Genomic DNA, 20,956 nt, shown 5'->3' on the forward strand with positions numbered 1-20,956 from the left:
CTGCCCTGCAAGACGCATGCGTGCGTACCGGAGGATGATCCCCATGACGTCACGAACACGAATGATCCTGGCCCTCGCCGCTGCTTTACTCGGCGGCGCGGCGCCGGCCGCCACACAGGAGCGCGATGGCGTTCGCTATCGCGCCATTCCCGACGGCGCCTATTCGGTTGTCGCTGAAGTGCGGGCCAAGCCCGGCAAGGAGCGCGCGCTTCGCGAAGCAACGCTGCCGCTCGTCACGCTCGTCCGCAGCGATCCAAAGAACCTCGTCTACTTCTTCCAGGAGGATCGCGAGACGCCGGGACGCTTCATCTTCTATGAGATCTTCGCAACCCGCGACGACTTCGAGGCCCACAACGCCATGCCCTATGTCCAGCAGTGGTTCGGCCGGCTTCCCGAACTGGCGGAAGGTGGCGTCGTGGTCAGGCGGCTGGAAATCCTCGGCCACAACGGCGGTTGATTTCACCGCAAGGCGGCAGCATCGCTTGATGGATCAGGACAAGCGGGCGATCTGCCGCCGCGCGATCGCCTCCCCTCTGGTCTCGTCAAGAATTTCCCGCGCCCGGGCCAGCCCGGGAACGTGCTCCCGGTCGCCGAGACGTCCCAGCAGTTCGCTGAGGACGGCGTGCGCGACCGCCGTTCGTCCGGCGACCAGCTCCAGTTCGGCGAGACCGACGCTGGCATCGCATTCATGGAAATAGATGCCCAGCGAGCGCATCAATTCGATCGCGCCCACGAACAGGTTTCTCGCGGCATCCAGATCGCCCGGCCGATTGCGCGCCATCAGGATCCTTGCGAGGACGGGGTTGTATCGTCCAATGAACCGGCCATCCCGGTCGCCGAGGCATTGTGTCATCGCCTGCTTTGCCGCGGCCTCCGCTCCATCCAGATCACCTAACAAGCGTCGCGTCTCCGCAAGTTCAACCCACAGGATCGGATGAAGCGTCCCTGTCTTCAGGATGAATCCGTCCTGCAGACTACGGGTCAGACTGCGTTCTGCCGCCTCCAGGTCACGGGCTTCCTCGCGGACCAGAAGGGCCTGGAAGACATCAACCAGAACGCGCCATGGACGATAGAAGCTGGAAACAGCCTCGAGCTTCCGCAAATAGAGTCTGACGCGCTCAAAATCGCCGGACGCAAGGTTGGCCCAGATAGCTCCCTGGGCGAGGACAAAATACAGGGTGGTCACGTGGCCCTGGCTTTCCGCCTGGCTGACGGTCGAAGCCAGCAGAGACCGCGCCTGATCGGAATACCCCAGATAATATTTAGCGAGCCCGAGGCCGACCTTGCAGGAGATGATCGAGTCGATACCGCCAAAATAAAGCGAAACCCTTCGCGGAATCGCCGTTCGGTCGTCGAGAAACGCCTCGAACTTCTGCTGTGCCAACCTCATGTCGGAGTCCTCAAAAGCCTGGAAGGCAGACCAGCGCAGGAGAAGTCTCGACATCACGGCATCGTTCGATCTCCTGCATACCGCTGCGAACGCATCGATGTACGGCGAAGCGGGACGCCTGGTCAGGAGCATGTTTTGAACGATGCCGTAGAGCGCTCGCATCTCCAGGAAATCGTTGCGCGCGATTTGCGCTGCGCGCCAGGCGTGTTCGTAGAGGCTCGCGCCTTCGAGGCCCGGCACATAGACCTGCGCCGCCGCGAGCGCGACCAGCACGCGAGATCTCACGGCGGGCCCGACATCGGGGCTGCTGTCGGCAAAGCGCAACGCCAGCTCCAGATGAGGAACGCCTTGCGCGAGTGAGGTGAACTCGAGCCATAGACGTTCGGCTGCAAGAACCAGCGCCATCCCGAGGCCGGGGTTGACGGAAAACGCCCAATCGAGAGCAACGCGAACCTCGTCGATGTAACCGCGCAGCCGTGCACCGTCCGCGACGGACTCGGGGGCGTCCCAATCCCTCCGTTCCAGCACGTCGAGGAAATAGCGCGCGTGGCGCTCGTGCACCCGCTCCCGATCGCCTGCCGCGCCCGATGCCCGCGTGGCATAGGCCCGCGTGGTCTCCAGCAAGCGATATTCCAGCAGCGTGGCGCGATGATCGAGGCTCAGAAACGACTTGCTCGCCAATGCGGCAACCGCTTCGCGGACACCCGCCATGTCCAGATCGTCATCGCTGGCAACCGCAATCGCGGCATCGAGGGTGAAAGGCCCGGCAAAAAGGGAGAGGCGCCCGAGCACCACCTGCTCCCTTTCGGGAAGCAGGTTGTAGCTCCAGTCGATCGTGGCGGCGAGCGAGCGATGACGCGGAATGGTGGTCCGGCGATCGACCCAGAGCAGGGAAAACCGCTCGTCGAGCCCGCGGCGAACCTCGTCGACGCCGAGGACGTCGACCATCGACGCCGCGAGCTCGATAGCCAGGGGCATTCCGTCGAGATGCCGGCAGATATCCGCGATCGCTGCCGCGACGGTATCGTCGATCTCGAAGCCCGGAATTCGCTGGCAGACGGTTCGCGTGAACAGCTGGGCTGATGAATAATCCTGAAGGTTCTCCGCCGTCACCGGAACGGACGACGGCGGTGTTTCCAGCGGACCGAGACGCCAGACCAGCTCGCCTTCGATCCGCATGGTTTCGCGGGTCGTCACCAGAATGTGGACGTCGCTCGTATCGCTGAGCACACTTTCGACGAGAAGCGCGACATTCTCGGTGACATGCTCGCAGGAATCCAGGACCAGCAGCAGGTGCCGGCCATGGAGGGCCAGCAGGACCTGATCGAGACTTGCGGCGATGTGAACCGGCAGATCAAGCGCGCCAGTGACTGCCGCGCAGACCCGGCTTCCGTCGGTGATGCGGTCGAGCTCGACAAGGCACACGCCGTCGGCGTAGGCCGCTTCGAGTTCGCTTGCCACGGCAAGCGCCACTGTCGTCTTGCCGATTCCACCGGGCCCCAGGACCGTGACAAGCCGGTGGTTCTGCAGGAGCTCCCCGATGTTGCCGATCACCGCACCGCGGCCAATCGGCGTGTTCGTCGCGGCCGGCGCCCGAGATCGGCTCTTCGGTGCGCGATAGACGCTGACCTCCCCGACGAAGCGGTATCCGAAGGATGGCTCTGCGCGGATCAGGTCGCCGTATTCATGAAGAGCTTTTCTCAGGCCGGAGATCTGAACCTTCAGGTTGGCCTCGGTCACGATCCTCCCGGGCCACGCCCGATCGTAGAGCTCAGACCTCGAGACGAGCTCACCCGGAGCTTCCAGGAGAGCACCCAGGATCGCAGCCGCGCGCGAGCCAATCCTCACGGGGGTCTCACCGTGCAACAGCAGGCGTCTGGCCAGGCTGAAACGAAATGGTCCAAACGTAACTTCCGGACCCGACATTGCCTGCTCAGCCCTCAGCGAAGCGATGGTCGATCGGTCGGCCGTTCTGCGGAGGCGTCGCGCGATCGCTGGTCTTGCGGCTACAGCATCTCGACAAGATGTCGCAGGCACGGGAAGCGTTGGATCGGGTGATATCGGGATCGCGCGGGATCATCGGTTCTGGCCAGTACTCAGCCGGTACGAAGATACGCAGCTATCAGGCACAGGACCGGAATTCTTTCGGATTGGCACGAATAGGTCGGGCGAACTGACGCAGCCAGCGTTCGATGCATCCGAGGAGCCGATGCCGGAGCAAGGCGCAGGAGGGCCCGCAGGTGCCCGCGCGTGCGGTCAGCGCGAGCGCTTCGGCAATTTCGGGAGCTTGCCAGGATCGAACGGGGGGACCTTCGCGATCTGTTCGGGGGCCGGCGTCGGCTGTTCGGTCCGAATGAGCGTTCCCTGGAGCAAGACGCCCGGCGCCTGTCCCGCCGTCGCGGTGTAAGTCGCGATCTTGCCGGGGCACGTCCCCTGGATCTCCAGCGTGAGCTCATCGTCGACGCCGAAGACCGTTGCACGTCCGTCGGTATGACGCTTCGTCGACACGGTGGCGGTGAAGCGATCTCCATCGAGCTTGCAGGAGCCGTGATACGTCATCAGGCTGTCGCAGCCCCAGATCTGTCCGTCTGCGACATGGACGATCCCGGTCCCCTGGTCGATCGGCGTCTTGTACCAGGCCGCGTAGGTGCCGTCCTTCAGCATGGGAGTCTCCGCTGACATTCCCTCGCGAACAATCCGCATGATCAGCGCTAAGAAACGGTTAATCGCGCGGCCCGTGCGAATCCGGTCGCTCCTTTCGCAACTCGGCTTCCAGTTCCTCGATGATGCTGTGAAGCAGACCGGCGGCAAGCGGATCGGTGACTTCCCGCTCCAGGCGCCTGTAACGCGCGATCTGGAATTCCTGCTCTTGCAACTGGCGCTCGGTCATCGGACGGGCCCTCCGGCAAACCTACCCGGAAACAGCCAAGTCGTTTCGTTACAATTTTAAGATCATTGGCGATGGTTTCTGATCGGTTAAGGAACGCGGCGCCGAGCAGGCAGGTCTGTGGGGTTTGTACTGTCTCGCCTGTGGCCGACGCCGGTGGCTCAACGGAACCACCCTCAGAACGTCACCCGCATGCCCGCATAGAACGCCCTTGGCCTTGCCGGGCTCAGCGAGCGCGGGTCGTTGAATTCGGCGCCATTGGTGAAGTTGGGCAGGGCTTCGCGGTCGAAGAATGTGCCAAGGGTCGAGTAGCGGTTGTCGAAAATATTGTTCACCCGCCCGTAGATCTGGAAGTTCTTGGTGATCTGGTAGGAGGTGTGGAGGTTGAAGACGGTGTACGAGGGCAACTTCGGAAACTGGTTGGACTCATCGCCGACGAAATACTGGCTCGAGACAAAGAGCGCATCACCACCGACCTTCCAAACATCGGTAACCGCATATTCGATGCTGGCCTTGATGAGGTGGCTCGGCAGGCGCGGGATGTGATTACCCGGCAAGACCTGGATGTTGCCGTCCGCGTCGGCGAACGGGCTGTCTGAGCCAAGCGTCAGCGCGTCGAGGAAGCGTGCATCAAGGAATGCGTAGCTCGCCTGGAACTGAAGCACATTCGACTTCAGGCTCACTTCGGCTTCGACGCCCTGCCTGCGTGTCCGGCCGACGTTCTGGAAAAAGCCAAAGCCGGTCAGGCCCGGAATTGGGGTCGCGAGGATGTCGTCGTAGTTGGTGGCACGGTAGGCACCGATCTTCCAGCCGAGCGAACCGATGTTCAATTCCTTGGTGCCGCGGAAGCCAGCTTCGAACGTCTTGGATACGACTTGCTGAAGTGGGGGGTCAGCGATCAGGAACTGCCCGATGATGCACGGCCTCGCCGGATCAGCGCAGCCGAGTTCGAGTGGCGTCGGCACCCGGTTGGCTTCGGAATAGCCGGCATAGGCGGTGACTTCAGACGTGATCTTGTAGGTGCCGCCGATGATGGGATTGAATCGGTCATAGGTATGATCGCCATTGAGCGCGGTGCCGAGCTGGTCCATCAGCGTGACACGGGCCGCATTGAACCGGCCGCCCGCCGTCACCGCAAAGCGATCGTCCACGTTGAACGTATCGAGCGCATAGAGCCCCTGATATTGGTTGACGGTACGAAGCGACACGGGGCCTACCGATGTCGGGTCACCGGACGCGCCCAGGAATATGCCGCTGCCCGTAACGACATAGTTCGTACCTACCGTCCCCAATTCGGCGCTACCGGTAAAGCGCGTGCTGCTGACATCATAGCTTGCGCCGATCACAAAGCGGTTGTCATGACCGAACAACTGATCGGTGTTCGTCGCCTGCCCGGAGACGCCAAACGTGGTCGATTTCGTGCTGGTGCGATCGATCTCGCCGAGAATGGCATCCGGCGCAAAGGTATTGGCGAGCTGAACGCCGTTGAGGCCGTTGGCCGGCGCTTGAAGGCCGGTCAAAGGGTTGACGTCGCCAAAGCAAAGCAGTGTCGCATCCGCGTCGCAGGGCACCGTATCAGTCGGGTTTCCATCCGCGGTATTCTGTTTGAAGCCCCGCAAATGCGCCGTGCCCTCGAAGGTCCAGGTCGGCGTCGCCTCCACCTTGCCGGTCAGGTTGAGATAGCCGACCTTGTTGGAAATGGTTTGCGGCGTCGTGTAGGTCGCACCCCAATATTGCTGGAGCAATTCGGCCGGAACAGTGCTGGGTCCTGCCAGGGAATTGTTGGCGACGCCCATATTGAGGTGGAATTCGTTGCCTTCAAAGCGATACCCGACATCGCCGTAGAAGCGCCTGACGTCCGATGACGAGAAATTGCGGAAGCCGTTGTCGCGAATGCCTTCGAGCGCTCCGTAGACCGCCCAGTTATTGTCGACCTGCTTGCCCCATTGCGCAGAGCCCTGGATGCGGCCGAACGAACCGCCCATGATGTCGATCTCGGCACCTTGATAGTTGAAGCCGTTCTTCATCTGCAGATCGATGGCGCCGCCGAGCGCGTTAAGGCCGTATGCCGGATTGTTTGTTACGACCACTGCCGATCGGATCGCAGCCGTCGGGATCAGATCCCAATTAACGGTGTCGGAAAACGCCTCGTTGATGCGCACGCCGTTCTGGTAGACGGCGAGGCCCTGCGGCGTGCCGGCCAGAGGTGAAGCGACGAAGCCGCGAAACTGCACATCGGGCTGGAATGGATTGCCGGTCACTTCATTGATGCTGAGACCAGGCACGTACTGCTGCAGGGCAACGGCGATATCTGGCGAGGCGGTACGCCTGATCTGGCTGGCATCAACCGCATTGATCGCCGACGGCACCTTGTCGACATCGAGACCTCTGCCGGTGCCCGGTGATGTCGGATAAACGTATATTCGGGTCTTCGGAGCGGCGGACGCCGGCGCGCCGATGCGCGCGACCGGTCGCGTTGGCGCGGTGCGCCTCACGGCCGGCGGCGGTGGCGCCGTGACCTCGATCGGCGGCAGGTTCTGGACGTTGGTCTGCTCGTCCTGCGCAGCCCCGGCAGGGCCTGCGAAAACCAACCCCGACATCAGCCCCGTCGACACCGAGGCCATCAACAAACGACGCCTGCCCATCCCTGCTTTCCCATCCGTGACCACCGGCCGTTTTGATTTTCGCCGTTTGGGTGAGACCAAGTGTAATCAGCGGTCGCAATCCCGCCAGCCACAAAAGGTCGGGTAATCTCCGCGCCCATTTTCCCGACAAAATCGGGAATTTTTCCCGATCATCTCGGATGCGATCAGGCCCCCGCCGTCGGAACCAGCGCCTCGACGGTCAAGCCGCCCTCGCCGGAGACGACGTTGAGCGTCCCGCCCAGCGCCAGAATTCGCTCGCGCATGCCGACGAGGCCGAAGCCGAGCTTCTGGCCCGGCTCCATGCCACGGCCATTGTCGCTGACCCGTACCCGGGCGCAGCCGCGGCCGCCGGCCTGCTCCACGGGTTCGATGACGACATTCACCGAGGTCGCGCCGGCATGGCGGAACACGTTGGTGAGCGCCTCCTGCACGATGCGGTAAATGGTGAGGTCGGCGGTCTCGCCGGTGACGCCGAGCGCCGGCGAGATCGTGGTTTCGATCGCGACGTCGGGATGCGACTCCCGCCACAACCGCGACAGCGATTCCAGCGCCTGGCGCAGGCCGAGCTCGGCGAGGCCCACGGGCCGGAGCCGTTCCAGCACCCGGCGATTGAACTGCTGAAGCGCGTTGATCTGCTCCATCATGGCACTGCCGTGTTTTCGCACGGCATCCGCGCTCGGGGCGCGTCCATCCGCCTGCTTCGCCAGCGCGCTCGCATGTGCGCGCAGCGAGAAAAGATAGGGCCCGAACTCGTCATGGAGCTCGCGTGCGATCTCCTTGCGCTCGAGGTCCTGGAGCGACACCGCGCGCTCGGCAAGGCGCCGCTTGTCCTCGACCGCCTCACCCAGCGTCGCCGCAAGATGATTGAGCTTGGTGCAGATCGCGGCGAGCTCAGGGGCACCGCCCGGCGCGACGCGCGCGCCATAGCGCCCGTCTTCGAGCTCGGCCATCATTTGCGCCAATGACTGGAGGGGGGCGAGCGCGCGACCCACGACCGTCATCATCACCAGGAACAGCGCGAGCGCGATCACCGAGCCAACCTCGAGCTGGGTGACGATGGCGTCCCAGATCTCGGCGATCTCGTCATCGGGATGCGCGGTGATCACCAGCGAGCCGGGCTTGCCTTGGATCGAGACGGGCACGCTCACCGCGCTCTGCTCGGGATGAACCAGACTGACGAACCAGGCCGGCGGCCCGCGCGCATCGTCGTCGGCTTCGGTTCGCGGCGGCGTCAGCGGGTTCCCGCCGGCGTCCTTGAGGGCTATGCTGACATGGCGCAGGCGGCTGAGATCGCGCGCGATCTGGTTCAGCTTGGCATCCGGATCGGGCGCTTCGTTGAGGTCGGCCACGATCATCTCGATGAATTCGCGCGCGAGCCGGATCACGCTCTGGTCCTCGGCCTGCACGCGCGGCCCGGCTTCGGCGACCTGGCGGCCGATATTGACCGCGAGCCCCAGCGCCAGCAGCAGCGCCAGCAACAGGTTGATGCGCGCGCGCAACGATAGATTTTGCCACATGGGTGCCGCCCGTGCCTCGCGAAGGTTGGCCCGCGCCTGTCCGATGACGTTGACAGAGGCGAAGCGCCCGATATCTAATCGAGAGCGTACAGCAATCCCGGCCGAGCGCGAAACAGGCCAAGACGCTGTCACGGGGAACGCCTATGCGCATTCTGATCGTCGACGATCATCCTATTGTCGCCTCCGGCTGCCGTGCCGTGCTGGCCGACGAGGGCGAGATCGAGATCCTGGAGGCCGCCGACGCCGAAGACGGCGAGTGCGTCTTCATCGTCGAGCGCCCCGACCTCTCGATCATCGACATCAACCTGCCGACCGTCTCCGGCTTCGAGCTCGCGCGCCGCATCCTCGAGCGCGCGCCGGAAGCCCGCATCATCATGTTCAGCATGAACGACGACCCTGCCTTTGCCGCGCGGGCGATCGAGTGCGGCGCCAAGGGCTACGTCTCCAAGACTGGCGACCCCGACGACCTCGTCGAGGCGATCCGCGCTGTCGGAGGCGGCGGCACTTATCTGCCCACCGCGATCGCACGCAGCATCGCGTTCGCGGGACCTGCGCTGGCGCAAAGCCCGCTGTCGAAGCTGAACGCGCGCGAGATGGAGATCCTGCGGCTGCTCAGCGCCGGAAAGAGCCTGTCCGAGATCGCCTGGCTGGTGCAATCGTCCTACAAGACGGTGGCCAACACCTCCTCGATCATGCGCCAGAAACTCGGCGTGAAGACCTCGGTCGAGCTGGTTCGGCTGGCGATCGACAGCGGCGTCGCCTGACGCGCGACAACCGCCACGATTTCGGTCACACAAGCGTTGCAATGTTGATGTGGTTAGGAGCCACTGGAGCTTAGGGCATGACGATTCAGACTGTCTCGACCAATACATCCTACGGCGGCGTGCAGGGCGTGTATCGCCATGCGAGCCAGACGACCGGAACCGACATGGTGTTCTCGGTCTATGTCCCGCCGCATGCGCAAGGCGCGAAGCTTCCCGTGGTCTGGTATCTTTCCGGCCTCACCTGCACGCATGCCAACGTCACCGAAAAGGGCGAATTCCGCAAAGCCTGCGCCGAGCTCGGCCTGATCTTCGTCGCCCCCGACACCAGCCCGCGCGGGCCGGACGTGCCGGGCGATGCCAACAACGCCTATGATTTCGGCCTGGGGGCCGGCTTCTATGTCGACGCGACGCAAGAGCCGTTCGCGCGCAACTATCGCATGTGGAGCTATGTCACCGACGAGCTGCCCAAACTCGTGGCGGAGAACTTTCCGGTCGACGCCAAGCGGCAATCGGTGATGGGCCATTCGATGGGCGGCCACGGCGCGCTGACGGTCGCGCTGCGCAATCCGCACCGCTATCGCGCCGCGAGCGCGTTCGCGCCGATCGTGGCGCCCTCGCTTGTGCCGTGGGGCATCAAGGCGCTGACCGGCTATCTCGGGCCGAACAAGGACACCTGGCGCAACCACGACACCGTGGCGCTGATCGAGGACGGCGCGAAGTACTCCGGCTTCCTGGTCGACGTCGGCGAGGCCGATAATTTCCTCAAGGAGCAGCTCAGGCCGGAGTTGCTGGAAGCAGCCTGCACCAAGGCGGGCATCCCGCTGACGTTGCGGCGCCAGGCGGGCTATGATCACAGCTATTATTTCATCTCGACGTTCATGGGAGACCATCTGCACTGGCATGCGGAGCGATTGAAGGGGTAGCGAGCGCTCGCTGCCTTCTTCCTTCTCCCCTTGCGGGAGAAGGTGGCGCGAAGCGCCGGATGAGGGGTTGTTTCCGCGCATTCAACTGCGTGAACGTGCGCGCGGATAGATACCCCTCACCCGTCTCGCCGCTAAAGCGGCGAGCCACCCTCTCCCACAAGGGGAGAGGGCGCAGTGACGCGCGTGGAGAGAAGAATCTACTCCGGCTTGCCGTAATTCGGCGCCAGCAATCGGTTGCGGATCAGATAGCTCATCGTGCGCGACCAGGATTCGTCCGTGTTGCCGCGCATGTCGGCGCTGGCGGCGGCGATCATGTTGCCGGTCTTCACGTCGCGCAGATAGATGTTGAGGTTGATGATCAGGTTCGAAACCTTCTGCACCATGCCGGTGATCTCCAAGTCGGCACCCAGCTGCCCGGCAAGCTTGAGGTCGCAGCCGCCGCAGGCCTGAAGATTGGCGTGACGGGCGGCATCCCTGACCGGCGCGATATCGAGCAGCTGGAACCTTCCCGAAGCAGTCAGTTCCTTGCGCAGCTGCTCGCTGATGCGCTCGAGCCGCGCCTCCTCCGGCTTGGAGCCGTAGAACTCGCCGGGCAGGCTGGTGTCGATCAGCTCGAAATCGAACACCACCAGCTTCGGCGGATCGGCGCGCGCGACCGAACCCGTCAACAGCAAAGCCGCGAAACATAGCAGCGCTCGCATGATCGTGATTCCGGGCCTCGCGCGCGCGGGGACGAAATGCGGGGTTGCAAGCCGGGCCAAATCGGTCATGCTTTAGCAGAGACAATTCTCCACCGGCGGTCAAGCCAGGGAGAACATCTGGAGGAAACATGATCCGATGGTTGGTCGGCCTGATCGGCTTGGGTCTTGCCGCGACGAGCGCGCTCGCGGCGGAGCCTGCCCAGATCGGCGTCGGCTATCTCGGAATCGCCGGCACCAGATCGACGCTGTCGCTGGTCGAGCAGCCCGCGGACAATGACGGCGTCGCCGGCGCGCGCCTCGCCATCGAGGACAACAACACCACCGGGAAATTCACGGGCCAGCGCTTCACGCTGGAGGAACGCCGGATCAAGGAGGGCGAAGACGTCGTCCAGGCTGCGACCGCGCTGGCCGACAAGAACGGCTTCATCATCGCCGATCTGCCGGCCGATGCGCTGCTGAAAGTCTCGGACGCGCTGCGCGACCGCGGCACGCTGGTGTTCAACGCCGGCGCGATCGACGAGCGGCTGCGCGAGGCCGATTGCCGCGCCAATGTCATCCACACCGCGCCGACGCGGGCGATGCTCGCCGATGCACTCGGCCAGTACCTGGTGTGGAAGAAATGGTCACGCTGGCTGCTGGTGGTCGGCTCGCATGACGAGGACAAGCTGTTCGCGGACGCACTAAAGCGCGCCGCCACCCGGTTCGGCGCCAAGGTCGTGCAGGAGAAGACCTTCGAGGACAAGGGCGGCGCGCGGCGCACCGATAGCGGCGTGACGCTGATCCAGCGTCAGATGCCGGTGTTCACGCAAGGCGCGCCGGCCTACGATGTTCTCGTCGCCGCCGACGAGAGCGAAGTGTTCGGCGCCTACCTGCCCTACCGCACCTGGGATCCCCGCCCCGTCGCGGGCTCGGCCGGGCTTGTGCCGAAGAGCTGGGATGCCTCGCAGGACCAGTGGGGCGCGATCCAGATGCAAAACCGCTTCGTCAAGCTGAACTCGCGGCGAATGACGCCGCTCGACATGCAAGCCTGGACGGCGGTGCGCATGATCGGGGAAGCCACCTCGCGCACCAATTCCGGCGACGTCAAGAAGGTCACCGACTTCATCAAGAGCCCGGATTTCTCGGTCGCCGCCTTCAAGGGCACGCGGCTGACCCTGCGCGACTGGAATCTCCAGCTGCGCCAGCCGATCCTGCTGGTCGACGGCCGCATGGTGGTGTCGGTGTCGCCGCAGGAGGGATTTCTGCATCAGGTCTCCGAACTCGACACGCTCGGCTACGATCGCCCGGAGAGCAAATGCAAGCTGAAATGAGGACATTAAAGTGAGGACTTGGATGTTGCGCACGTGGCGTGTTGGGCTCCTCTCCGGACTGGCGCTCGCGGCGGCGCCCGCGCATGCGTTCATCGCCTATGTCTCGAACGAGAAAAGCAACACGGTGTCGGTGATCGACACCGACAGCTGGACCGTGACCAAGACCATCAAGGTCGGCCAGCGCCCGCGCGGCATCGATTTCACCCGCGACGGCAAGTTCGTGATGGTCGCGGTCGGCGACGACGACACCATCCAGGTCATCGACGCCAAGACCCAAGCCGTTGTGGACAGCCTGCCCTCCGGCCCGGACCCGGAATTGTTCGCGCAGGATGCGGCCGGAAAAATCCTCTATGTCGCCAACGAGAACGACAACACGGTCACCGTGATCGACCTGGAGAAGCGCGCTCGCCTCGGCGACATCCAGGTCGGCGTCGAGCCCGAGGGCATGACCATCAGCCCCGACGGCAAGACCCTGATCAACACGTCCGAGACGACCAACATGGCGCATTTCATCGACACCGCCTCGCGCCAGATCGTCGCCAACGTGCTGGTCGACGCGCGGCCGCGCTTTGCCGAATTCAAGCATGACAGTTCAGAGCTGTGGGTGTCCTCGGAGATCGGCGGCACCGTCTCGATCATCGATCCCAAAAAGCATGAGGTAGTCGGCAAGGTCACGTTCGAGATTCCGGGCCTACGGAAAGAGGCGATCCAGCCGGTCGGCATCGGCATGACCAAAGACGACAAGACCGCCTTCGTCGCGCTCGGCCCGGCCAACCGCGTCGCCGTGGTCGACGTCGCCTCGCGCAAGGTGACGAAATATCTGCTGGTCGGACAGCGCGTCTGGCACATGGCGTTCACGCCGGACGAGAAATACCTGCTCACCACCAATGGCGTGTCGAACGATGTTTCCGTCATCGACGTCGCCGCGCAAAAAGTGATCAAGACCATTCAGGTGGGCGAGCTGCCCTGGGGTATCACGATCGCGCCATGACCAGCCCTGCCCCCATCGCCGAACAGCGCGAGACGCCACGGACTGATCCGGCCGCGGTGCCAGCGCTGTCGATCGGCGGCGTCAGCCATGCTTACGGGCCGCGCCGGGCGCTGATGGACGTCTCCTTCAATGTGCAGCCCGCGAGCTTCACCGCCCTGCTCGGCCTCAATGGCGCCGGCAAGAGCACGCTGTTCTCGCTCGTCACGCGCCTCTTCGGCATCCAGAGCGGCCGCGTCGGCATTTTCGGCCACGACATCAGCAAGAGCCCCGGCGAGGCGCTGCGGCTGCTCGGCGTCGTGTTCCAGCCGCGCACGCTCGATCTCGACCTGTCGCTGACGCAGAACCTGCTCTATCACGCCGCGCTGCACGGCATCAGCCGGCGCGAGGCCGCCGCGCGTAGCGTCGAACTGCTCGGCCGCATCGGGCTCTCGGAGCGCGCCGGCAGCAAGGTGCGCGACCTCTCGGGTGGCCAGATGCGGCGACTGGAGATCGCCCGGGCGCTGCTGCACCGGCCGCGGCTGCTCCTGCTGGACGAGCCGACCGTCGGCCTCGACGTCAAGGCGCGCGCCGACATCATCAGCCATGTCCGCCAGCTCGTGACCGAGCAAGGCATCGGCGTGCTCTGGGCCACGCATCTGTTCGACGAGATCATGCCCGGCGACGAACTCGTGGTGCTGCACCAGGGCAAGGTACTGGCGCAGGGGCCGATGAGCCGCGTCATTACCGAGGCGGGCGCGCAGGACGTCAACACCGCCTTCATGCGCCTGACCGGTGCGCAAACGATGCCGGGAGGAGGCGCATGAGCAGCATCACGACGCGGGATACACCGCGCGGTTTCTCGACCGCGGAATACATGACCTGCCTCACCGGCATCGTCTGGCGCGAGGGCCTGCGCTTCCTGCATCAGCGCGAGCGCTTCGTCTCGGCGCTGGTTCGGCCGCTGGTGTGGCTATTCATCTTCGCCGCCGGCTTCCGTCAGGTGCTGGGCATCTCCATCATCCCGCCCTACGAGACCTACATCCTCTACGAGGTCTATATCGCGCCCGGGCTGATGGCGATGATCCAGCTCTTCAACGGCATGCAGTCCTCACTTTCGATGGTCTATGACCGCGAGATGGGCAATATGCGGACGCTGCTGGTGAGCCCGCTGCCGCGCGGGTTCCTCCTGTTCTGCAAGCTGCTGGCGGGCACCGCCGTGTCGCTGCTCCAGGTCTATGCGTTCCTGCTGATCGCGTGGTTCTGGGACATCACCCCGCCGCCATCGGGCTATCTCACCGTGCTGCCGGCGCTGATCCTGTCCGGACTGATGCTGGGCTCACTCGGCATGCTGATCTCCTCCGGCATCAAGCAGCTCGAGAGTTTCGCCGGCGTGATGAACTTCGTGATCTTCCCGATGTTCTTCGCCTCCTCCGCGCTCTACCCGCTCTGGCGGGTGCAGGAGGGCAGCCCCTACCTCTACTATCTCTGCGAGGCCAACCCGTTCACCCACGCGGTCGAACTCATCCGTTTTGCACTCTACGGGCAGATCAACTGGATCTCGCTGGCGGTGGTGGCAGCCTGCACAATCGTCTTCATGATCGGCGCGATTCTGGCCTATGATCCCTCGCGCGGGCTGGCGCGACGGGGTCCTGCGGGAGGCGAAGGATGAGATCGGGGATCGTGACCATAGCCGCTCTGGCGCTCGCTGTTGCAGGCACGGCTGCGCGCGCGGCCGATCCGCGCTATCCGGACTGGCCGTGCACGCAGGCAAAGGTGCCCGTGATTTCGCTCGCCGCGGTCTGGGCCGGCCCGGAACTCGGCGACGCCGAGACCAAATGGAAGGACGATGCCAAGGTCACCGCGCTTGTCTCAAAGCTGTCGGCGCGCAAGACGCCACTGGATGAGGCCGAGAAATCCGTGAAGGAATTTCTGGCCGGCTCCGCCTCCGACAAGACCGCGAATGCCAAATTGCTGTTCGCCGGCCTGTTTGACACGCTCAACGCCCAGCGTTCCCAGGTGATGAGCGGCCTCGAACGCGTCAGCCGCAAGCAGCGTGAGGCCGCCGACAAGATTCGCGAGGAGACGATTCAGCTTCAGGCGCTGCAGGGCGCAACACCGCGCGACGAGGCCAAGGTCGAGGCGCTCAGCAACGAGCTGATCTGGAAGACCCGCATCTTCGAGGACCGTCACAAGGTGGTGAGGTTCGTCTGCGAGGTTCCAACCACGATCGACCAGCGCCTGTTCGCGCTCGGCCGCGTCATCCAACAGGAAATGGAATAGCGTCAGGCCCGCTGACGGCTCACGAAAAGTTCCCGCCATCGCCTCGGGATTGTTAACCTTTTGCCGTGCTATCTGCCGGAACCAAATCCATTTAAGGTGGCTTGTCGAAGTGAACTCCAAGACGTCGGGAGGCCTCGATGGGAACAACAAAATTCATCTTCGCGAGCGTTGCAGCCATCAGCACGCTCGCATCCGCTGCTTTTGCTGACGACATGACCGGAATGGTCACGAGAATCGACCGGCTCAACAGCACGATCTCGATCCAGCAGACACAGAAGGGCACGGTCGGCGCCAGCGGAGGCGGCGCCGGCGCGCTTCAGGAGTACAAGGCCAAGGACGCCGCGATGCTGGATGCCGTGCACGCCGGCGACAGGGTGACGTACTCGGCAACTGACACCAACGGCACGGGCACGCTGACGAAGTTGCAGAAGCAGTAGCAGTCTTCTGTGACCATCCTTCGAGACGCCCGCCTTCGGCGGGCTCCTGAGGGTGAGGTCTGGTTTCGGCGAGATGTGAGACCCTCATGGTGAGGAGACCGCGAAGCGGTCGTCTCGAACCACGAGGGCACTCGTGCAGTTTGCCTACTGCTCGGGCCGCGGCTCCGGCTGCGCCTCATCCGTCGGGAGCTTCGCACGCTCCCAGCCGTCGGTGCCATCGCGGTACCAGGCGACGTTGGCATAACCATACGCCAATGCGCGCTTGGCGGCGTTCCACGACATCCAGCAATCGGCCAGGCAATAGATCACGAGCAACGCGGTCTTGTCGCCGCGCGAGGCCAGCGCGAGGCCGCGCTGGAAATAATCGTCCATGGCGGGCGGCAGCGCGCCGTAGCCGGTGTCTGGAAGCCAGATGCTGCCCGGAATGTTTTTCCGCGGCGTATCGCGCCAGACGGTGCCTTCGGGAAGGTTCTTCGGCTTCGGCGCGCGTGGCAGCACGTCGATGAACGCGCCACTCTTCGCACGCCAGATCGCTTCGGCCTCTCCAGTCGTCAGCACGCGCGCTCCGGCGAGCGTCGCAGGCACCGGCGCGCGGTAATTGTCGGCGCGATACCCCTCGGGCTCGAACGGCTCCTGCTGCTGCGTCAACGCCGGCGCCGCCAGACTGGCGGCGAGCAGCGCGGCGGCAAGCTGTCGCCTCATGGCGTCTTCTTGGCCGTCTCCGCACCGAGCGGCCGGTCGCTCTCGTCGAGCAGCGGCACGCCGAAGTCGAGCAGGATCTTGTTGATCTCGCCCTGGTTCTCCTGGATCAGCTTGTTGAGCTGCCGCTTCCAGTTCTGGTCGGCGGGACGCACGCCCATGCCGATGCGATAGACCAGCTTCGGCCCGCTGGTTTCCTTCACCAGCGGCGTGACGTGAATCGAGCCGGCCTTCTTCGCATAATACCCGGCCATCGGTCCCCACAACACGCCGGCGTCGATCTTGCCGGCGACGAGATCGTCGACCATCGCCTGCGCCGAATTGTCGAAGCGCGTGTCGATCATCAGCGGATAGGGTTTTGCATCGCCCATCAGACCGGCCAGCGCCATGTTGGTCGCCGGCGGCGTGCCGGCGACGATGCCGACATGCTTGCCCTTCAGGCGCGCGTCTTCGAGCGTATCGACGTCCTCGAGCCCGCTGCCGGTCTTGGCAACGAGCGCATAGCTCGTGCGGTAATAGGGATTGGTGCCCTGCACGAGGTCATCGCCTTGCGGAAATCCCATGATGACGTCGCAGCGATGCGCGCCCAGCGTCATGCGCACGAAGCCGGTGGCCTGCGGGAAGAAGACGTAGTCGAGTTTCTTCTGGAGCTTGTCCGCGAGCAGCTCGGCGAGCTTGTTCTCGAACCCCTCGCCCTTTTCATTGGAGAAAGGCAGATTGCGCGGGTCGGCGCAGACACGCAGCACCTTTGGGTCGACCAGCTCGAACGAGAGGTCGCCGGTCTCGCTGGTCTGCGCGATGGCGACGTCGCCGAGCGCGCAGGATGCAGCCAGGACCCACATTGAAAACAACCAGCGACGATATCGTCCGGCCTCCGTCATCGCGCTTCCTCCTCGGTTCGTTTGAATGCTAGCCATGCAACGCATGACGCGCCATGTCTTGCCAAACTTTGTGCTGGCTTGTTGACTTTGCTGCAGTGCAATGCGGTCAACCCTTTGAACTGAGGCGGAAAAGTGTCTCGCATCGCTCTCGTGATCGCAGCCTTGTCCCTGCTGGGGACAGCGACGCTAGCACGTGCCCGAGCGGCCGAATTGCCTGTGAGCGAAGTCGCACCGGGAATCTTCGTACACTCCGGGACCATCGCGCTCATGACCCGCGAGAACGAAGGGGACATCGCCAATGTCGGCTTCATCGTCGGCGAGGACGCGGTGGCCGTGATCGACACCGGCGGCAGCCTCCGCGAGGGCGAGGCGCTGCTGGCGGCGGTGCGGGCTCGCACCTCCAAGCCGATCCGCTACGTCATCAACACCCACGGCCATCCCGACCATGTCTTCGGCAACGCGGCCTTTGTCGCGGAGGGAACCAGCTTCGTCGGCCACAGCAAGCTGCCGCAGGCGATGGCGAGCCGTGGGCCGTATTATCTCGACAATTTCAGGCGCATCATGGGCAGCGAGCTGATCGATCCAGTGAAGATCGTGCCACCCACAATGCTCGTGTCAGACACGCTGACACTCGATCTCGGCGCGCGCCGCTTGACCTTGCGCGCATGGCCGGCCGGGCACAGCGACAACGATCTGACGGTGTTCGACGAGACGAGCAAGACGCTGTTCGCCGGCGACCTCGTCTTTCTCCGCCACATTCCGGTCATGGACGGCAGCATCCGCGGCTGGCTCGAAACGCTGAGAGGGTTGGAGGCCATCCCGGCGCTACGCGTCGTTCCGGGTCACGGACCCGTGAGCAACTGGCCTGCCGCGCTGGCCGATGAACGACGTTATTTGTCGACACTTCTGTCCGACGTCCGCGCGCTGAACAAGAAGGGCGAGCCAATCCGGGCCGCCGCGGACACGGCGGCCGCATCGGAGCGGCCGCACTGGCAGCTGTTCGACGACTACAACGCCCGCAACGCAACCGCAGCATTCTCGGAAATTGAATGGGAGTAGCGGGCGCGCTACGATGGCCGAGACATTGCTTCGTCCGCACAGGACCATGACCATGATCGGATGCACGCGCCGCCTGAGCTTGATCGCCCTACTCCTTGGCATCGCCTTCGCCGTGCCGGCGACTGCCGAAGAGGCCGATGATCCCTGGCCGGGCCTGGTGCAGGACATCTTCAGCAACCGTCCGATGAATGACGGCGGCGCCGTCATCGGCATCGAGATGCCCTATCGCGCCGAGGACGCCGCCATCGTGCCGGTGACCCTGCGCAGCAAGCTATCGCCCGGCGACAGCAGGCGCATCCGCTCGATCACGCTCGTGATCGACCGCAACCCCGCGCCAATGGCGGCCAGGTTCGAGCTCGGCGCGGATGCCAACGTCACCGAGATCTCCACGCGCGTGCGCGTCAACAACTACACCGACGTCCACGCCGTCGCCGAGCTCAGCGACGGCCAGCTCTATGTCTCGAAAGTCTATGTGAAGGCCTCCGGCGGCTGCTCGGCACCGGCAGGAAAGAATATCGAGGAAGCCAAAAATCGCCTCGGCCAGATGCGCTACCGGCAGTTCGCGCGCGAGGAAGCGCCGGCGAGCCGCGTCCGCGAAGCGCAGATCATGATCGGCCATCCCAACAATTCCGGGCTCCAGATGGACCAGGTCACGCAGCTCTACATCCCCGCCTTTTTCGTCGACCAGCTGAAGCTGACGCAAGACGACAGCCCAGTGCTGTCGATGGAAGGCGGCATCTCGATCTCGGAAGATCCCAATCTGCGCTTCACCTATGTCTCCAACGGCGCCAAGCGTTTCCGTGCGGAGGCGAAGGATACGGATGGCCACATCTTCCGCAATGAATGGGATGTGGAGAAGCCGGGGACGTGAGATGCACCTTCTTACCCTCTCCCCTTGCGGGAGAGGGTGGCTCGCCGCAATAGCGGCGAGACGGGTGAGGGGTATGTCTCCGCGAGCGACTCTCTCAAACGTCTGAACACGAGGAGAGATACCCCTCATCCGGCGCTTCGCGCCACCTTCTCCCGCAAGGGGAGAAGGGATTGCACCGTCTATGCCGCGACAGTCAGAAACACCTCACTTCGGCCTCCGCCTGCGCGCGGCGCAAATCATTCACGGCCGTGTTCGCCTGCTCGGACGTCCGGAACTGGACACCGAGATTGCCGCGCACCTGGGACATGCTGAGCGCGGTCTCGGCGGTGACGTAGCGGTCATAGGACACGATCGACGCGACGACGTCGATCGAGCATGAGCACTGCTCGATCGATTGCCGGCTTTCGCCGTTGGCCTTCATGCAGCCATAGACGTACTCGGCACGTGCCGAGGTCGGGTAATCATTGGCGTCCTCGGCGCGCGCGGCGTACGCGGTCGCTGTCAGCACCGCCAATGCGGCGACAATCGGTCGTAGCTGTCCCGCCAGATTCATGAGCGTCCTCCCGCTGGTTGCGACGAAAGCTATGCTATGCGTATTGTCCTGAAAAGCACTCCCTTCGAGGAAACGGCTCACAAGGTGATGAGAGTTTTGGGACGAACATTGGCGCTCGCGATGGCGCTGGCGATGACGCTGGCCACAAGCGGCCGCGCCGCCGACAATATTCGCCTTGCGGTGCAGAAGACCGGAACATTCTCCTGGGAACTGGCCACGATCCGCAGCGCCGGTCTCGACAAGGAGGCCGACCTCTCGCTCGAGGTGACCGAGCTCGCCAGCCCCGAAGCCGGCAAGATCGCGCTCCGTGCCGGCAGTGCCGACATCATGCTGTCGGACTGGCTGTGGGTGTCGCGCGAGCGTGCGCTCGGCGCCAAGCTCACCTTCTACCCCTATTCCAGCGCGCTCGGCGCGGTGATGGTGCCGGCCGCCTCGCCGATCAAGACCCTCGCCGATCTCAAGGGGCGAAAGCTAGCCGTCGGCGGCGGTCCCATCGACAAGAGCTGGCTGATGCTTCAGGCGCGGATGAAGCAGGACGGCATTGACCTGAAGTCGGACGCGACCATCGTCTATGGCGCCCCGCCCTTGATCGCCGCCAAGGCGCTCGACGGCGAGATGGACGCGAGCCTGAACTTCTGGAATTTCTGCGCGCAGCTCGAGGCCAAGGGCTTTCGCCGCCTCGCCGGCATCGAGGACATTTTACCGAAGTTGGGAGCCAAGGGCGCGGTGTCCGCGGTCGGTTATGTCTTCGACGAGAGCTGGGCCGCCAGCCACCGCGATACGGTAGCGCGCTTCATTGCGATGACCCGCAAGGCCAAGCAGCTGCTGGTCACCTCGGACGCGGCCTGGGACAAGATCGCGCCACTCACCGGCGCGAGCGATCCGGCCATGCTCAAGACCTACCGCGACCGCTATCGCGACGGCATTCCGCGCCGGAGCATCGCGGACGAGGAGGCTGATGCGCGCGTGCTCTATCGCGTGCTCGCCGGGATCGGCGGACGCGACCTGGTCGGGCCGGCGGCCGAGCTCGATCCCGGCACTTTCTATCATGCGGTCCCCGGAGACTGAG

General features: G+C 64.2%; 21 protein-coding genes. 12 read left to right on the plus strand and 9 right to left on the minus strand.

What is annotated here, in order from left to right; all coding sequences use genetic code 11:
- The first annotated feature begins 43 nt into the window (after positions 1-43).
- Complete coding sequence (locus NLM25_RS31580) at positions 44-457, plus strand: putative quinol monooxygenase (protein ID WP_254139616.1); 414 nt, start codon at positions 44-46, stop codon at positions 455-457.
- Between the two features lie 33 nt (positions 458-490).
- On the opposite strand, the gene NLM25_RS31585 is transcribed toward NLM25_RS31580, so the two are convergent.
- From NLM25_RS31585 to NLM25_RS31605, 5 genes are all read right to left on the minus strand, one after another.
- A complete protein-coding gene (locus NLM25_RS31585; protein WP_254139617.1) occupies positions 491-3,316 on the minus strand; it encodes a winged helix-turn-helix domain-containing protein in 2,826 nt (941 codons plus the stop codon).
- A gap of 330 nt (positions 3,317-3,646) precedes the next feature.
- Positions 3,647-4,054: a hypothetical protein gene (locus NLM25_RS31590; protein ID WP_254121597.1), complete on the minus strand. Its 408-nt coding sequence runs from the start codon at positions 4,052-4,054 to the stop codon at positions 3,647-3,649.
- A 58-nt stretch (positions 4,055-4,112) separates the two neighbouring features.
- Entirely contained in the window at positions 4,113-4,280 is a 168-nt protein-coding gene (locus NLM25_RS31595; RefSeq protein WP_254121598.1) for a hypothetical protein, read from the minus strand.
- Positions 4,281-4,453: 173 nt separating this feature from the next.
- Positions 4,454-6,922 (minus strand): TonB-dependent receptor, encoded by a 2,469-nt coding sequence (locus NLM25_RS31600; RefSeq protein WP_254139618.1) that lies wholly within the window; start codon positions 6,920-6,922, stop codon positions 4,454-4,456.
- A gap of 164 nt (positions 6,923-7,086) precedes the next feature.
- Complete coding sequence (locus NLM25_RS31605) at positions 7,087-8,439, minus strand: histidine kinase (RefSeq protein ID WP_254139619.1); 1,353 nt, start codon at positions 8,437-8,439, stop codon at positions 7,087-7,089.
- A gap of 143 nt (positions 8,440-8,582) precedes the next feature.
- Here NLM25_RS31605 and NLM25_RS31610 point away from each other — a divergent pair, with 143 nt between their 5' ends.
- Together NLM25_RS31610 and fghA are read left to right on the plus strand one after the other, a co-directional pair.
- The gene (locus NLM25_RS31610; RefSeq protein WP_232993430.1) at positions 8,583-9,203 is read left to right on the plus strand and encodes a response regulator transcription factor; all 621 of its coding nucleotides are present in this window, start codon (positions 8,583-8,585) and stop codon (positions 9,201-9,203) included.
- 77 nt (positions 9,204-9,280) lie between these two features.
- The gene (gene fghA / locus NLM25_RS31615; RefSeq protein WP_254139620.1) at positions 9,281-10,126 is read left to right on the plus strand and encodes an S-formylglutathione hydrolase; all 846 of its coding nucleotides are present in this window, start codon (positions 9,281-9,283) and stop codon (positions 10,124-10,126) included.
- A 197-nt stretch (positions 10,127-10,323) separates the two neighbouring features.
- On the opposite strand, the gene NLM25_RS31620 is transcribed toward fghA, so the two are convergent.
- Positions 10,324-10,896, minus strand: coding sequence for a DUF3280 domain-containing protein (locus NLM25_RS31620; RefSeq protein WP_254121602.1), 573 nt, complete (start codon positions 10,894-10,896; stop codon positions 10,324-10,326).
- Positions 10,897-10,955: 59 nt separating this feature from the next.
- On the opposite strand from NLM25_RS31620, the gene NLM25_RS31625 reads away from it, so the two are divergent.
- The 6 genes from NLM25_RS31625 to NLM25_RS31650 all read left to right on the plus strand — a co-directional run bounded on the left by NLM25_RS31625 (position 10,956) and on the right by NLM25_RS31650 (position 15,824).
- Positions 10,956-12,137, plus strand: a complete 1,182-nt coding sequence (locus NLM25_RS31625; protein ID WP_254139621.1) for an ABC transporter substrate-binding protein — start codon at positions 10,956-10,958, stop codon at positions 12,135-12,137.
- 22 nt (positions 12,138-12,159) lie between these two features.
- Positions 12,160-13,128: a YVTN family beta-propeller repeat protein gene (locus NLM25_RS31630; RefSeq protein WP_254139622.1), complete on the plus strand. Its 969-nt coding sequence runs from the start codon at positions 12,160-12,162 to the stop codon at positions 13,126-13,128.
- The gene (locus tag NLM25_RS31635) at positions 13,125-13,931 is read left to right on the plus strand and encodes an ABC transporter ATP-binding protein (protein WP_254139623.1); all 807 of its coding nucleotides are present in this window, start codon (positions 13,125-13,127) and stop codon (positions 13,929-13,931) included. Before NLM25_RS31630 ends, NLM25_RS31635 begins: the two co-directional genes overlap by 4 nt.
- Positions 13,928-14,776: an ABC transporter permease gene (locus NLM25_RS31640; protein ID WP_254121606.1), complete on the plus strand. Its 849-nt coding sequence runs from the start codon at positions 13,928-13,930 to the stop codon at positions 14,774-14,776. The genes NLM25_RS31635 and NLM25_RS31640 overlap by 4 nt, the downstream gene beginning before the upstream one ends.
- Positions 14,773-15,387, plus strand: a complete 615-nt coding sequence (locus NLM25_RS31645; protein WP_254139624.1) for a hypothetical protein — start codon at positions 14,773-14,775, stop codon at positions 15,385-15,387. The genes NLM25_RS31640 and NLM25_RS31645 overlap by 4 nt, the downstream gene beginning before the upstream one ends.
- 137 nt (positions 15,388-15,524) lie before the next feature.
- Positions 15,525-15,824, plus strand: a complete 300-nt coding sequence (locus tag NLM25_RS31650) for a copper-binding protein (RefSeq protein WP_254139625.1) — start codon at positions 15,525-15,527, stop codon at positions 15,822-15,824.
- Positions 15,825-15,968: 144 nt separating this feature from the next.
- Here NLM25_RS31650 and NLM25_RS31655 read toward each other — a convergent pair whose 3' ends face one another.
- Both NLM25_RS31655 and NLM25_RS31660 read right to left on the minus strand, forming a co-directional pair.
- Positions 15,969-16,526, minus strand: a complete 558-nt coding sequence (locus tag NLM25_RS31655; RefSeq protein WP_254139626.1) for a PQQ-dependent catabolism-associated CXXCW motif protein — start codon at positions 16,524-16,526, stop codon at positions 15,969-15,971.
- Positions 16,523-17,404, minus strand: a complete 882-nt coding sequence (locus NLM25_RS31660) for a substrate-binding domain-containing protein (protein WP_254121610.1) — start codon at positions 17,402-17,404, stop codon at positions 16,523-16,525. The genes NLM25_RS31655 and NLM25_RS31660 overlap by 4 nt, the downstream gene beginning before the upstream one ends.
- Positions 17,405-17,536: 132 nt before the next feature.
- Between NLM25_RS31660 and NLM25_RS31665 the strand changes: the two genes are divergently transcribed.
- Both NLM25_RS31665 and NLM25_RS31670 read left to right on the plus strand, forming a co-directional pair.
- Positions 17,537-18,463 (plus strand): quinoprotein relay system zinc metallohydrolase 2, encoded by a 927-nt coding sequence (locus NLM25_RS31665; RefSeq protein ID WP_254139627.1) that lies wholly within the window; start codon positions 17,537-17,539, stop codon positions 18,461-18,463.
- A gap of 52 nt (positions 18,464-18,515) precedes the next feature.
- Positions 18,516-19,334: a quinoprotein dehydrogenase-associated SoxYZ-like carrier gene (locus NLM25_RS31670; protein WP_254141302.1), complete on the plus strand. Its 819-nt coding sequence runs from the start codon at positions 18,516-18,518 to the stop codon at positions 19,332-19,334.
- A gap of 193 nt (positions 19,335-19,527) precedes the next feature.
- On the opposite strand, the gene NLM25_RS31675 is transcribed toward NLM25_RS31670, so the two are convergent.
- A complete protein-coding gene (locus NLM25_RS31675; protein ID WP_254139628.1) occupies positions 19,528-19,887 on the minus strand; it encodes a hypothetical protein in 360 nt (119 codons plus the stop codon).
- 120 nt (positions 19,888-20,007) lie between these two features.
- Between NLM25_RS31675 and NLM25_RS31680 the strand changes: the two genes are divergently transcribed.
- Complete coding sequence (locus NLM25_RS31680) at positions 20,008-20,955, plus strand: ABC transporter substrate-binding protein (RefSeq protein WP_375167888.1); 948 nt, start codon at positions 20,008-20,010, stop codon at positions 20,953-20,955.
- Position 20,956: the final 1 nt, after the last annotated feature.

The organism is Bradyrhizobium sp. CCGB01 (assembly GCF_024199795.1).
GTDB lineage: Bacteria > Pseudomonadota > Alphaproteobacteria > Rhizobiales > Xanthobacteraceae > Bradyrhizobium.